We start from the raw sequence: 14105 nt of genomic DNA on the forward strand, positions 1-14105 counted from the left end.
GCCGCAGCGAGATGCCGAGGGCGAGCCAGGCCTTGATCTGCCTCGGATCCCGGGTCACCGAGTCCCGCACCCAGCCGCGCGCCGCCTTCGCATCGCCGTTCGCCGCGCGCGCGAAGGCGATCTGACCGGCGAGCCGGGCGTGCGCCCTGCGGTCGCGCGCGAACCCCTCATGCGTGCGGAAGAGGTACTCCAAGCCCTCGGCGTAGGCGCCCCACTTGCCGAAGAAGTAGGAGTTCTGGCTCCACGTCACCGAGACGAGCGGCTCGTTGACGACCGCGATCCGGCCGGCTCGAGACGTCCGCAGAAGCAGGTCGTAGTCCTCGCCGTAGCTCCCCGGCAGCTCCTCGTCGACCATACCGATCACCCCCAGCAACGCCGCCCGCCGGAACACGAAGGTGCTCGAATGCAGCCCCGGCAGCCGATCGCGCAACAGTTCGGCGTGCGTCACCGGATCGACCGGCACCAGCCGCTCGTACTGGTTCTCGCCGTCGTCGAGCACCATCGCCGTGCCGACCAGGAGCGCGTCCGGATCGGCCGCGAACCGTTCCATCTGCGCGCGCAGCTTGCCGCTCCGCCACCAGTCGTCGTCGTCGAGGAAGGCGACGAAGTCGTGCGCGGCGGCGAGGATCCCCGTATTGCGTCCGCCGGCGAGACCCCGGCTCCGCTCGTTCGACACCGCGACGACGGTGCGCCCCGAGGGCACCTCGACTTCGGGCAGGTAGGGCTCCTCGGCGTCGAACACGATGATCACCTGGATCTCGCCGACGTAGTCCTGCTGCAGGACGCTCTCGAGCGCTCGCCGCATCTGCTCGGGGCGATGATGCGTGGGGATGACCGCGGTCACCGGGGGCATCGTTGCCATACCGACTCCTCACTGCCTCTTCACCTGCAAGGATCAGCAAGTATAGTGGGCATAGATCCGTCGGCCGTCGCAACGACGCGGAACACGGCACGCGGGTCGAGGTTTGGGGGACCGATGAAGCGCCGCCTGTGGATCTGGATTTCCGCCGCTGCCATCCTCGCCGCGGTCGCAGCGATCGTCGTGATCGCGCTCGCCATGAACTCGGCGCCCACCGCTCCGCCGGTCACCCCGCCGACCGCGGCCGCTCCCGATCCGTCGCCCGTGCCCGAGCCGGCCTCGACGGCGAGTCCCGACGAACTGGGCGACGACGTGGAGGCGCTCATCGCGCCGTTCATCGCCGCCGAGGCCGCCTCGCGGTCGGATCCGTCGACCCCGCTCGCGTTCGAGGACGTGGCCGCGGGCGACGCGCTCGAGGATCTGAAGCTCGACGCCTTCGAGTTCTCGGAGAACGGCATGGTCCAGTCCGGCGCGCCGACGGTCGTGAGTGCCGAGGTCGAGGACTACGACGCCGACGCCTCGCCTCCGACCGCCGTCGTCCGGCTCTGCCTCGACTTCTCGAAGGTCGACATCCAGGCCCCCGACGGCCAGTCGGTGAAGTCGAGCGACGCCCCGCAGCGGGTGCCGTCGCTGCTGACGCTGCAGTCGATCGAGGGACGCTGGCTCGTGACGGCGCGCAGCTACCCGGACGAGTCGAGCTGCTGACCGTGCGCCGCAGGAAGCGCGGATCGATCCGGGACGGTGGGCGATGTCAGGTGAACCGCATCAGCTGAGCGTCACCGCCCGGGTGCGCTGAGGAGGTGGACGTGGCCGGAGTCGCTGCCCACGCACCCGCGGGTGCGCCGCCCGGGCTCCTGCGCGCCGGCGACCGCCTCCCATCGTGGCCGTTCACCCTCGCATTCGCAGGCTTCCCGCTCTGGTGGTTCCTCGGCATCGTCGACTTCATCTGGATCCCCATGGCCGTCGTCATGGTGCTCTACCTGGTCCGCACCCGCGCGACCCTGACGCCCCGCGGCACCGGGGTCTGGCTGCTCTTCCTCGTCTGGGCGGGCTGCTCGGTCATCCAGCTCACGGCGGCGGGCCAGCTGCTGGTCTTCGGCTACCGCTACGCGATCTACCTCGCCTGCACGGTGCTCCTCGTCTACCTCTTCAACAACCGGCGCACGTTGACCGACCGCTTCGTGTCGGGCGTGCTCACCATCTGGTGGCTCATCACGGTGCTCGGCGGCGCGGCCGCGATGCTGCTGCCCACCGCCGTGTTCCGCACACCGCTCAGCATGATCCTGCCGGGATCGCTGCTCGGCAACCCCTGGATCAACCACATGGTGATCCGCCGCTTCAACCAGTTCAACCCCGACTCCTACTTCGAACTCGACCCGCGGCCCAGCGCACCGTTCCTCTACACGAACAACTGGGGCAACGTGTACTCGCTGCTCATCCCCTTCGTGCTCATCCATCTCATGCACATCCGGGGTACGAAGCGCTTCTGGCTGCTCTCCGCTGCGCTCGTCCTCTCGGCGGTCCCGGCGATCGTCACCCTCAACCGGGGCATGTTCATCGGGCTGGGGATCGCCGCCGTCTACGCCGCGTTCCGCTTCGCGCTGCTGCGGGATCTGCGCGCGATCCTGGCGCTCGCGACGGTCGCCGCCATCGGGGTCGGCGTGTGGACGCTGCTGCCGACTGAGGACAGCCTGGCGGCGCGCACCGAGAGCCGCAGCACCGTCGATCGGGCGACGCTCTACGTGCAGGCGGTCGAGGCGGTCCGGGACTCCCCGATACTCGGCTACGGCCGGACGATCGAGGGAGAGGACATCCGCGACCCCGTCGGCACCCAGGGCCAGTTCTGGATGGTGCTCGTGTCGCACGGCGTCGGGGCGACCGTGCTGTTCATGGGTTGGTTCCTGCTCGCATTCGTGCTGTCGCTCCGGCGGCGGGACCCCTGCGGCCTCGCCGCGAATACGGTGCTGCTCGTCGGCACGATTGAGTTCACCTACTACGGGGCGATCCCGTACGGGCTGCCGATCATGATGATCGCCGCCGCGCTCGCGCTGCGCGGTCCGGTGAATGCGCCGGAGGATGCGCCGGTGGATGCGGGGGTCGACGCGCGGATCGACGCGCCGGCGACCGCCGCACGGTCGGCCGCCGGGAGTCGGGCGGTCGGGACGAAGGGGGAGGCATGACGCAGGGGGGCGGTGCGCCGGTGCTGTTCATCGGCGGATGGGGGCGAAGCGGATCGACGCTGCTCGAATGCCTGCTGTCGGAGCTCGACGGCGTGACCGTGCTCGGCGAGGTCGTGCACCTCTGGGAGCGCGGACTGCGGGAGGGCGAGCGCTGCGCCTGCGGCAGCCCCTTCCCGGAGTGCCCGTTCTGGTCCGAGGTGGGCGACGTCGCGTTCGGCGGCTGGGCCAACGTCGACCCCGACCGGCTCGCTGTGCTGAAGCAGGCCGTCGACCGGCAGCGCCGGGTGATCCATACCGCCCGCAGGCGATTGCCCCGCGGCATCGCGCCGCTCGTCCACGAGTACGCCTCCTACTACCGGCGGGTCTACGACGCGGCGCGGCGCGTGACCGGCGCCCGCGTCCTGGTCGATTCCAGCAAGGAGATCCCGACGGCGCTCGCCGTCGGCCACGACCCGCAGGTGGACCTCCGGGTCGCGCACATCGTGCGGGACAGCCGGGGCGTCGCCTTCAGCTGGGCGAAGACGGTCGAGCGGCCGGAATCGCCGGAGGGCGACCTGATGACGCGATACTCGCCGGCGAAGAGCACGGCGTACTGGATCTCGGGGAACCTGCTCCCGGAGGGCCTCCGGTACCGGAGGATCCCGACATCCCGCCTCCGCTACGAGGACCTGGTCGCGCGGCCGCAGGCGACGGTCGCCGGCCTCTGGCGGGAGCTCGGGCTCCCCGGGGTCGCCGACCTCCCGATGACCGGCCCGAACGAGGTGCACCTCCACGGCACCCACTCCGTCGCCGGCAACCCGATGCGGTTCCGGCGCGGCCGGACGGTGCTCCGCGCCGATGTGCAGTGGCAGACGAGTCTGACGCGCCGGGACCGCCGACTGGTGACCGCGATGAGCCTGCCCATGCTGTGGCGATTCGGCTACCCGATCCGCGGGCGGGGGTGAGCGCGATGACGAAGACCCTCCTCGTCGCCTCCGCCGGCGGCCATCTCGACGAACTGATGATCCACATCCGCAGGCTCGGCATCGACGAGCGGCAGGCCGTCTGGGTGACGAGCCCGACGGCGCAGACCGAGTCGCTGCTCGACGGTCGGGACGTCATCTGGGCGCCGCGCGTGGGGTCGGGCGAGGTCGGCAAGGCCGTGCGGGGCGTGCCGGCCGCGCTCGACATCCATCGTCGCGTCAGGCCGGATCTGGTCGTCAGCACGGGCGCGCTGTTCTCGACGCCGCACCTGCTCGCGGCCGCGCTCATGGGCTGCGAGACCTGGTTCATCGACAGCGCGACCCGCGTCGCCGGCCCGTCGTCCACGGGACGCTTCGCCCGGCGCTTCACGCGGGCGAGACTCTTCGCCCAGGGCGAGGGGTGGGGGGATCCGGCCTGGGAGCGGGTGCCGAGCGTGTTCGACGCCTTCGAATCGACAGCGGCACCGGCGGACGGAGCGCCGGTGCTGGATCGCGTGACGGTGAGTCTCGGCTCCGAGCTCTGGCCCTTCCCGCGCGCCGTCGACCGCATCCGCGAGCTGCTCCCCGGAGCCGAGATCACCTGGCAGGTCGGGGTCACGGAGTACCCCGACGGCGAGGGCCTCCTGCCGCAGTGGGTGCCCGCCGACGAGCTGCGGGCGGCCATCCGCGTCTCAGACCTCGTCGTGATGCATGCGGGGGTCGGCTCGGTGCTCGTGGCGCTCGATGAGGGCAAGGTCCCCGTGATCCTGCCCCGGAGGATGCGCCACGGCGAGATGGTGGACGACCACCAGACCGAGGTCGCGGCGGTGCTCGCCGAACGGGGCCTCGCGATCAGCGTCGACCCCGACGAACTCGACCGCGCGCACCTCGAGCGCGCCGCCGGGCTGCGGGCGCGGCGGCGCGCCGAATTCGAGAAACAGGGGTGATGGTAGTGTTCCGGACACAGCATCGCGGGCATCGCCGCCCGCGGCTCGAGGGTTCTCTGCAGGACGGAGGGGCATCATGATTCGTCTCGCCGTGGTGGGCGTCGGCAAGATGGGGCTGTCGCACCTGTCGATCCTGGGCGCGCACCCGCAGGTGCGGATCGAGGCCGTCTGCGACACGAGCGGCTACCTGCTCGACGTGCTCGGGAAGTACACGGGCGTCACCGGATACTCGGACTACGAGAAGATGCTGGAACGCGCGGATCTCGACGCCGTGGTCATCGCGACGCCGACGCGGGCGCACGCCACCATGGTGCGCGCTGCGCTGGAGCGGGGACTCCACGTCTTCTGCGAGAAGCCGCTGACGCTGCGCTCGGAGGACTCCGAGGCGCTCGCCCGCCTCGCGGAGGAGCGCGGCCTCCACTGCCAGGTCGGGTATCACAACCGCTTCGTCGCCGCGTTCTCCGAGGTCAAGAGGCTCCTCGAACTCGGCGCCATCGGAGAGGTCACGCACGCGTTGGCCGAGGCGTACGGCCCGGTCGTGCTGCGGCCGAAGGGCGGCACCTGGCGCTCCCGCAGCGCCGAGGGCGGCGGTTGCCTCTACGACTACGCCGCGCACCCGCTCGACCTGCTCGCCTGGTATCTCGGCGAGCCGCGGGCCGTGGGCGGCACGGTGATGGGCCGGATCTTCTCGGCCGATACCGAGGACGAGGTCTACTCCACCCTCTTCTACCCCGGAGGCGCCTCGGCGCAGCTCTCGGTGAACTGGTCGGACGAGTCGTTCCGCAAGATGACGACGCGGATCACGCTGACCGGCACGGCCGGCAGGATCGTCGTGGATCGTCAGGAATGCCAGGTCTACCTGCGCGACACCGCGGTGCCGCCCGAGGGATACCACCACGGCTGGAACGTCCGGTACACGACCGAGCTCACGCCGCCGGTCTGGTTCTACCTGCGCGGCGAGGAGTACAGCGCCGAGTGGGCCTACTTCGTCGACGCCGTCGCGGGAGAACCCGCCGACGGTGCTGCGGCGGGCGTGAACTCGTTCGCGTCGGCCGCCGTCACCGACCGGGTGATCGAGATGCTCGTCGCCGACGCCGCCGTTCCGTGCGGGGTGGCTGCGGCGTCGGGCACAGGAGCGTCGGGTGCAGGGGTGTCGGGTGCTGCGGGTGCGGGTCCGGGGAGCCGCGGAGCCCGGAAGCGTGCGTTCTGGAGTCTCGGAAAGCTGAGAGGGGAGTGACGAAGGTGACCACCACGACCGGACTCGATCGGCTGCTCTTCGGAGACAACCAGTTCTTCGGCGTCAACCACATGTCGGAGGAGAAGGCGCGGGCCCAGGCGGTGCGCTTCCAAGACCTCTCGGCGATGATGGATGTCCTCGACGCGGCTCAGGCCGAGGGGATCCACTCCTTCATGTGCACCACCCACGAGCGGATCGCCGAGGTCGCCGACCGGGTGCGCGCCGACCGGGTGCGCTACGCGTCGTTCGCGTTCCTCCCCTGCATGCCCTACGCGCACAAGTACGCGAATGCGATGACCGAGCTCGGGCCGCTCGGCGCGCTGAAGTCGTTCCTGCCTGCGGACCAGAGCCTGGTCGGCCTCGCCCTCCAGGGCGGCGCGGCCGTCGCCAAGAAGGACGTGGAGAGCCTCATCCGCATGCTGATCGACGCCGAGATGACGATGTTCGACGGCGTGCCGACGCCGGTCGTGTTCCTCCAGAACGTCGTCGTCGATCTGCTGCTGGGGCTCGGCTTCGACGACGCGTTCACCGTGTTCGCCGAGCACGTCCGGTCCCGGTACGGAGCCGAGCCCGGGTTCATCACTATGAATCTGCCGCGCCTGCTCGACGCGCTCGACCGGGTCGGTCTCGAGCGCCCGCTCGTCTGCAGCAACCTGAACAAGCTGGGCTTCCGCATGAGCGGCGGAGCGGAGGAGTACGAGCGGGCTCTCGCGGAGCGGGACTTCCGCGCCGTCGCGATGTCCGTCTACGCTTCGGGCGCGATTCCGCCTCGCGAGGCGTTCGACTGGGTGGTCGCGCATCCGCGGATCGAATCGGTGGTCTTCGGCGCGTCGAGCGCCGCGAACATCCGCGGGACGATCCGCGCGGCACGGGAGGCCGGATTCCTCCCCGAAGGTCGTGCGTAATGATTGCTTATTTCCCTCTGGCGCCGTGACCTCGCGTGCGAGGATCCGTCGCAGGACCAGTCTTCGGCCTGGGATCACAAAGCGGTGACGGCCTCCCCTCCGGGACGGTCCCAAACCTGGGGGGTTTGATATGTCGATGCGGCATTCGGGAATTCGTCGGCTACTCGCCATCGCCACTGCCTTCACGGTCGCACTGGCTCTCCCGTTCCCGACGGAGCCCGCCGCACAGGCGGCCGAGCCGCCGGTCGCGCAGACGCTCGCCGACGACTTCCCCTGGCTGGATCCGGACCGGTTCACCGGCCTCACGTCGGATACGGCCGCGGCGTCGTGTTGGGAGATCAAGCAGTTCCATCCGAGCTCGCCGAGCGGCGTCTACTGGCTGCTGACCCCGTCTATGGACGCCCCCGCCCAGTTCTGGTGCGACCAGGTGACCGATGGCGGCGGGTGGGTCAAGGTCGGCCAGGGCCGCCAGGGATGGGAGTACAACGCCGTCGGGCGCGGCAACCCCTCGACGCTGCTCACCGGCACCCCGGCCGCCGACTCGATCACCACGCAGCTGCCGACCGCGACCGTCGACCAGCTGCTCGACGGCAAGAGCGTCACGGAGCTCGCCGACGGCGTCCGCGTGCGCCGCGCGCTCAATACGGCCGGCAGCTCGTGGCAGGAGGTGCGCTTCCGCACGAACAAGCCCTCCGGATGGTTCTGGACGTTCGGCGCCGGCTGGCCGCTGACGAACTGGCGGGTGGGCACCTCGACGGGCAACGGATCTACTTCGTCGAGCTTCGGCTCGGGGACGTCGACGCTGCGCGTCGACACGAGCATCGGCACGAACCACAGCTACACCTGGGGCTTCTCGTACGGCAACGGGGTGACCGGCACGACCGCCGCAGGGAGTTACCTCTGGACGCCGACCAACGGGCAGGGCGGCGCGCGCCCCTTCGCCGAGGTCTATGTGCGCCCCGAGGTGTCGAACGGCGAGGCGGCCTACCCGCGGATCCCGAACTCCGGCACTCCGGTGAAGGAGCTCGAAGCCGTCCCCAGCTCGGGCGCGCTCTCCAACCCGTGGGGCGTCACCGGCATCGCGGGCGCCGTCCAGCGCGAGGGCGACGTCGAGGTGCAGGACATGGTCGCCATCGGCAACACCATGTTCGTCGGCGGCAACTTCCGCTACGCGCAGCAGTCCGAGTCGGGCGCCGGGCAGGTCTCCCAGCCGTTCCTCGCCGCGTTCAACGCGACGACCGGCCAGTTCGTGACCTCCTTCCGGCCGACGCTGAACGAGGCGGTGCTTGCGCTCGCGGCCACCCCGAACGGCAACCTCGCTGTCGGCGGAAAGTTCACCTCGGTGAACGGCACGGCCGTGACCGGATTCGCCGTGCTGAACCCGTCGACCGGCGCCCTCGTCGGCTCACGCCCCACGATCACCAGCAACTCGACGCCCGGCTCGATCCGCGTCGAGACGATCACCGTCAGCGGCGACAGCCTCTACCTCGGCGGCGCCTTCACCAACACGACGGGCCCGACCGGGCCATCCCGCTACACCCGCAACGTGGCACGCATCGACGCGAACACGATGATGCCGGTCGTCGACTGGCGCCCCGAGGTCAACGGCACCGTGCTCGACTCCGATCTCGCGCCCGACGGATCGAAGGTGTACTTCTCCGGATTCTTCTCCCGCGTCGGGACGGACGACGCCACGAGCGTCGCGGCGCTGCCGGTCGCCACTCCCGCGGCGCTCGACCCGGTGCCGTGGAATCCGACCTGGTCGAGCACGGGCATGTTCTATCAGCGCTCGATCGTGCGGCACGGCGACCGAATCTACGTCGGGGGATCCGAGCACTCGATGTTCGCGTTCGACGCCTCCACCTACGAGCGGCTGACCACGCACATCACCAACCCGAAGGGCGACTTCCAGACGCTCCTCGCGGCAGGCGACTTCCTCTACGGCGGCTCGCACTCGAACTGGTTCATCTACGAAGGCGCGACCCTCTGGCCGAGCGTCGGCACCGCGTGGTCCCGCGCCGACACCATGGGGTGGATGAACGCCTGGCGGATGGACGGCCGCTCCTCCTCGGTGAGCACCTTCAGCCCCGTGATGAACTCCCGGCTCGGATCCGGCGGCTGGGCTTCGGCCGCAGCGCCCGACGGCACGATCTGGACGGGCGGCGACTTCACGCGCGCGCGCCTCTCCAACGGGAGCTCCGGGTGGACCGGCGCCTTCGTCCGCTTCGGACTGAGCGACAGCACGGCGCCGAACACGCCGGTGAACCTCCGCACGACCGCGGTCACCTCCACCACCGTGAGCCTGGCCTGGGGTGCGCCCTCCGGCGGTCTCGGCGGCGGCGCGTACCAGGTCCTGCGCGACAACCGCGTGATCGCGACGACCACCTCCACGAGCATCACCGTCCCCCTGGACGGGGAGCGGCGCTACTTCGTCCGCGCCGCAGACTCCACCGGCAACGTGAGCGCGAGCAGCCCGGTGCTGACCGTGCCCGGCGGCAATCAGGCGCCGGTCGCCGACATCCGGCACACCGTCTCCGGCCTCGATGTCGCCTTCGACGGCACCGGCTCCACGGACGACGGATCGATCGCGGCGTACTACTGGAGCTTCGGCGACGGCGCCACGGCGACCGGGGCCGAGGCCGCGCACACCTACTTCGCGGGCGGCACCTATGCGATCCGGCTCACCGTCGTGGATAACGACGGCATCGCGACCACCGCCGCGTACACGCTCGACCTCCCGCAGCCGCGGCCGGCCGATGCATACGGCGGCCTCATCTTCGACGACCATCCGCTGACCTTCTGGCGCCTCGACGAGACGAGCGGCACGCTCGCGGCGGACAGCGCCACCGGCACCCGCATGGGAACCTACCAGCAGGGCGTCACCAAGAACGTCGCCGGGATCCCGGCTTCGAAAGCCGCAGCCTCCTTCGACGGCAGCAACGACGTGGTCGTCGCGAACGACATCATGCAGGGCCCGAACACCTTCTCGGTCGAGGTCTGGTTCAACACCACGACGAATCGAGGGGGCAAGCTGATCGGCTTCGGCAACGCCGCCTCCGGCACCTCCACGTCGTACGATCGCCACATCTACATGCAGAACGACGGCAAGCTCGTCTTCGGCGTGTACTCCGGGGCGGAGTTCAAGATCACCTCGCCGGGCTCCTACAACAACGGTCAGTGGCACCACGCGGTCGGCACGATCTCGCCCAACGGCATGAGATTCTACGTCGACGGGGTGCTCATGGGCACGCACACGCAGGCCATCGCCGAGGACTACGCCGGCTACTGGCGAGTGGGCGGCGACACCACCTGGGGGTCGACGTCGGCCTACCTCAACGGTCGCCTCGACGAGGCCGCGGTCTACGACTACCCGCTCGACGCGGATCAGGTCCGGGACCACTACCAGGCCGGGCTGGAGCTGCCGAACCAGGCGCCCATCGCGAACTTCTCGCATACGGCCGACCACCTGACCGTGTCGTTCGACGGCTCCGCCTCGATCGACCTCGACGGGACGATCGAACGGATCGAGTGGGACTTCGGGGACGGCAGCGACACCGTCGAGGGCGCGCTCGTGACGCACGAGTACGCGGCGGCGGGCAGCTACACGGTCACCCTGACCGTCACCGACGACGACGGCGAAGCGACGGCGCTGCAGCGGGTCATCGACGTCCTGGCGCCGCCGAACCAGGCGCCCACCGCCGCCTTCTCCTACGATGTCGATTCCCTCGACGTGGACTTCGACGCGTCGGCGTCGTTCGATGCCGACGGCGACATCGAGAGCTGGGAGTGGACCTTCGGCGACGGATCGTCGGGCTCGGGCGAGACCGTCAGCCACCACTACGCGGCCGCCGGCGATTTCACCGTTCAGCTGACGGTGACCGACGACGACGGCGACACGGCCACGGCCACGCAAAGCGTCACCGTCGAGGAGCCCCCGAACCAGGCGCCCCTCGTGCAGTTCGACTTCACCGCCGAGTTCCTCGCCGTCGACTTCGACGGCACGGCGACGACCGATCCCGACGGCAGCATCGCCTCCGTCAGCTGGGACTTCGACGACGGGTCGCCGGTGGTGAGCGGCGGACAGGCTGCGCTGACGCAGCAGCACACCTTCGCACAGGGCGGCACCTACGCGGTCACTCTGACCGTGACCGACGACGACGGCGCTTCGGCGACGGCGACCCGCTCCGTGACGGTCGCCCCTGAGCCGCCGAACGCACCGCCCGTCGCGAGCTTCTCGTACACCGCGGCCTTCCTCGACGTGACCTTCGACGGATCCGACTCCTCCGACGCGGACGGCGACGTCGTCTCGTGGAAGTGGGACTTCGGAGACGACTCCGACGACGTCGAACGCGACGTCCCGGGCGTCGAGCACAGCTACGCGGAGGCGGGCAACTACCTCGTCACCCTCACCGTGACCGACGACGACGGAGCCGAGAACTCGGTGACCAAGACCGTCACCGTCTCCGAGGAGGCGGTCAACGCGCCGCCGATCGCGGACTTCGGGTACACGGCGACCCACCTCGCCGTCGAGCTCGATGCCTCGGCCTCCACCGACACCGACGGCAGCGTCGTCAGCTGGCAGTGGAACCTGGGCGATGGCACCTCGGCCACCGGCGAGACGGTTCCGCACACCTACGGTGCGGCCGGCGACTACCTCGTCACCCTGACCGTGACCGACGACGACGGGGCGAGCGCCTCGACGGCCCGCACCGTCACCGTGACGGCCGCGCCGAACACGCCGCCCGTGGCAGCCTTCGACTTCGGCACGAACGGGCTGCAGGCCTCGTTCGACGCATCCGACTCCGCGGACCTCGAAGGGCCCATCGCCTCCTGGGCATGGACCTTCGGCGACGGCGACACGGGCGCCGGCGAGACGACCTCGCACACCTACGACGCGGCGGGATCCTACGTGGTGACGCTCACCGTCACCGACGCCGATGGCGCCCAGGCCGCGCTCACCAAGACCGTGACGGTGTCCGAGGGCCCGGCGGTGCCGACGACGCGGGAGGTCGTGTCGGTCGGGACGTCGTGGGCGTACCTGTACGGGGTGAACGCGCCGCCGAGCGATTGGGCGCAGGTCGGGTTCAACCCGTCGGGGTGGTCGACCGGTGCGGGGCCGATCGGGTACGGGTCGACGCTGGTGGCGACGAATCTGAACCCGGTGGCGAACACGGCGGATCGGCCGCGGGCGGTGTACTTCCGTTCGACGTTCGATGTGGAGGACGCCTCGAAGGTCGTGTCGCTGGATCTGTCGGCGATCGGCGATGACGGCGTGGTCGTCTACGTGAACGGCGTCGAGGTCGGGCGGAACAATATGCGCGACGGCGAGGTCACCTATCTGACCTACGCGCCCTTGGCGCGTCGGGTGACGGTGGCGCAGAACGACATGCTGACGGTCGAGGTGCCGCGGAATCTGCTGGTGAGCGGGACGAACGTGATCGCGGCCGAGACGCATGTGAACTTCCGGGCGACGCCGGATGTGACGTTCTGGGCGACAGCCGCACTCACCGAGCTCTCCGGACCGGCCGCGCCGAACGAGGCGCCGCAGGCGGTGTTCGACTACCTGGCGACGAACCTGGACGTCGCGTTCGACGGCTCGGGCTCCTCCGACGAGGACGGCACCATCGCCTCCTGGGCGTGGAGCTTCGGCGACGGGAGCACCGGATCGGGGGCGCTGGCATCGCACGCCTACACGGTGGCCGGCGACTACGACGTGACGCTCACGGTCACCGACGACCGCGGCGGGACGGGCACCTCGACGCAACGGGTGACCGTCACCGCGCCGACCGGTGTGCCGACGACGCGGGAGGTCGTGTCGGTCGGGACGTCGTGGGCGTACCTGTACGGGGTGAACGCGCCGCCGAGCGATTGGGCGCAGGTCGGGTTCAACCCGTCGGGGTGGTCGACCGGTGCGGGGCCGATCGGGTACGGGTCGACGCTGGTGGCGACGAATCTGAACCCGGTGGCGAACACGGCGGATCGGCCGCGGGCGGTGTACTTCCGTTCGACGTTCGATGTGGAGGACGCCTCGAAGGTCGTGTCGCTGGATCTGTCGGCGATCGGCGATGACGGCGTGGTCGTCTACGTGAACGGCGTCGAGGTCGGGCGGAACAATATGCGCGACGGCGAGGTCACCTATCTGACCTACGCGCCCTTGGCGCGTCGGGTGACGGTGGCGCAGAACGACATGCTGACGGTCGAGGTGCCGCGGAATCTGCTGGTGAGCGGGACGAACGTGATCGCGGCCGAGACGCATGTGAACTTCCGGGCGACGCCGGATGTGACGTTCTGGGCGACAGCCGCACTCACCGAGTTGCAATGAGCGTCGGGCTGCGCCGACCACCGGGCAGGACCGGGTAGCGGGCAGTACCGAGAGAGACGGGCGGGCCGGATCCGCCGGGGGGCGGATCCGGATCCTCCGCCGTACGCTCCGCCCGCTCGCTATGATCGGCGAGTAACGGGAGGCGGCCTCCGGCCGCCCGCCGCGGGCCACGGGGAGGTGGGGTCGTGAGCAGTGCACTGGGCGACGCCGCACGGAGTTCCGGGCTGAGCTTCGTCGGTTCGCTGACGAGCGCGCTCGCGGGCTTCGCGCTGTCGATCGTGCTGGCGCGGATGCTGGGGCCCGAGGGCAGCGGCGTCGTGTTCCAGCTGATCTCAGTGTTCATGATCACCGGCGCCGTGGCGAAGCTCGGGCTCGACACGACGGCCGTCTGGCTGCTGCCCCGCCTCGCCGCGGACGGCGGCGGGGACGTGCGGCGCGCGGCGGGGATCCTGCTCTGGGGCTCTCTCTTCGGCGGCGTGCTCGCCGGCCTGATCCTGCTCGCCATCGCTCCGCTCGTCGGGGGCGGATCCCACGACCTTCTCGTGCTCGTCCGCGCGGCGGCCGTCTTCCTGCCGCTGTTCACGCTGTCGACGGTCGCACTGGCCGTCACGCGCGGGCTGGGCGGCGTGCGCGACTACGTGCTGATCGGATCGATCGGGCTGCCCGTCGGTCGGCTGGTCGCGATCGCGGCCGCGCTGGCGGTCTCGGCGACGG

General features: G+C 70.3%; 9 protein-coding genes. 8 read left to right on the plus strand and 1 reads right to left on the minus strand.

Annotation, left to right across the window (positions count from 1 at the left end; all coding sequences use genetic code 11):
• Positions 1-862: glycosyltransferase family 2 protein (locus tag ACFPZL_RS04995; protein WP_382334800.1), on the minus strand; the 862-nt coding region annotated here is incomplete at its 3' end.
• 114 nt (positions 863-976) lie between these two features.
• Here ACFPZL_RS04995 and ACFPZL_RS05000 point away from each other — a divergent pair.
• From ACFPZL_RS05000 to ACFPZL_RS05035, 8 genes are all read left to right on the plus strand, one after another.
• Positions 977-1564, plus strand: a complete 588-nt coding sequence (locus tag ACFPZL_RS05000) for a hypothetical protein (RefSeq protein WP_218114604.1) — start codon at positions 977-979, stop codon at positions 1562-1564.
• A gap of 101 nt (positions 1565-1665) precedes the next feature.
• Positions 1666-3039 (plus strand): O-antigen ligase family protein, encoded by a 1374-nt coding sequence (locus ACFPZL_RS05005; protein WP_382334802.1) that lies wholly within the window; start codon positions 1666-1668, stop codon positions 3037-3039.
• Entirely contained in the window at positions 3036-3983 is a 948-nt protein-coding gene (locus ACFPZL_RS05010; protein ID WP_382334804.1) for a sulfotransferase, read from the plus strand. The genes ACFPZL_RS05005 and ACFPZL_RS05010 overlap by 4 nt, the downstream gene beginning before the upstream one ends.
• A gap of 5 nt (positions 3984-3988) precedes the next feature.
• On the plus strand, positions 3989-4927 hold the full coding sequence (locus tag ACFPZL_RS05015; RefSeq protein WP_218114607.1) for a glycosyltransferase: 939 nt from the start codon (positions 3989-3991) through the stop codon (positions 4925-4927).
• Positions 4928-5003: 76 nt separating this feature from the next.
• On the plus strand, positions 5004-6164 hold the full coding sequence (locus ACFPZL_RS05020) for a Gfo/Idh/MocA family protein (protein ID WP_218114608.1): 1161 nt from the start codon (positions 5004-5006) through the stop codon (positions 6162-6164).
• 5 nt (positions 6165-6169) lie between these two features.
• The gene (locus ACFPZL_RS05025; RefSeq protein WP_218114609.1) at positions 6170-7069 is read left to right on the plus strand and encodes a hypothetical protein; all 900 of its coding nucleotides are present in this window, start codon (positions 6170-6172) and stop codon (positions 7067-7069) included.
• 136 nt (positions 7070-7205) lie between these two features.
• On the plus strand, positions 7206-13391 hold the full coding sequence (locus tag ACFPZL_RS05030) for a PKD domain-containing protein (RefSeq protein ID WP_382334806.1): 6186 nt from the start codon (positions 7206-7208) through the stop codon (positions 13389-13391).
• A 185-nt stretch (positions 13392-13576) separates the two neighbouring features.
• Positions 13577-14105: MATE family efflux transporter (locus ACFPZL_RS05035; RefSeq protein ID WP_382334808.1), on the plus strand; the 529-nt coding region annotated here is incomplete at its 3' end.

The organism is Leucobacter soli (genome assembly GCF_042659205.1).
Classification (GTDB): Bacteria; Actinomycetota; Actinomycetes; order Actinomycetales; family Microbacteriaceae; genus Leucobacter; species Leucobacter soli.

Coding starts and splice junctions, on each gene's coding strand:
- ACFPZL_RS05010 (WP_382334804.1), top strand. CDS start 3,036: ATGACGCAGGGGGGCGGTGCGCCGGTGCTGTTCATCGGCGGATGGGGG.
- ACFPZL_RS05000 (WP_218114604.1), top strand. CDS start 977: ATGAAGCGCCGCCTGTGGATCTGGATTTCCGCCGCTGCCATCCTCGCC.
- ACFPZL_RS05015 (WP_218114607.1), top strand. CDS start 3,989: ATGACGAAGACCCTCCTCGTCGCCTCCGCCGGCGGCCATCTCGACGAA.
- ACFPZL_RS05020 (WP_218114608.1), top strand. CDS start 5,004: ATGATTCGTCTCGCCGTGGTGGGCGTCGGCAAGATGGGGCTGTCGCAC.
- ACFPZL_RS05030 (WP_382334806.1), top strand. CDS start 7,206: ATGCGGCATTCGGGAATTCGTCGGCTACTCGCCATCGCCACTGCCTTC.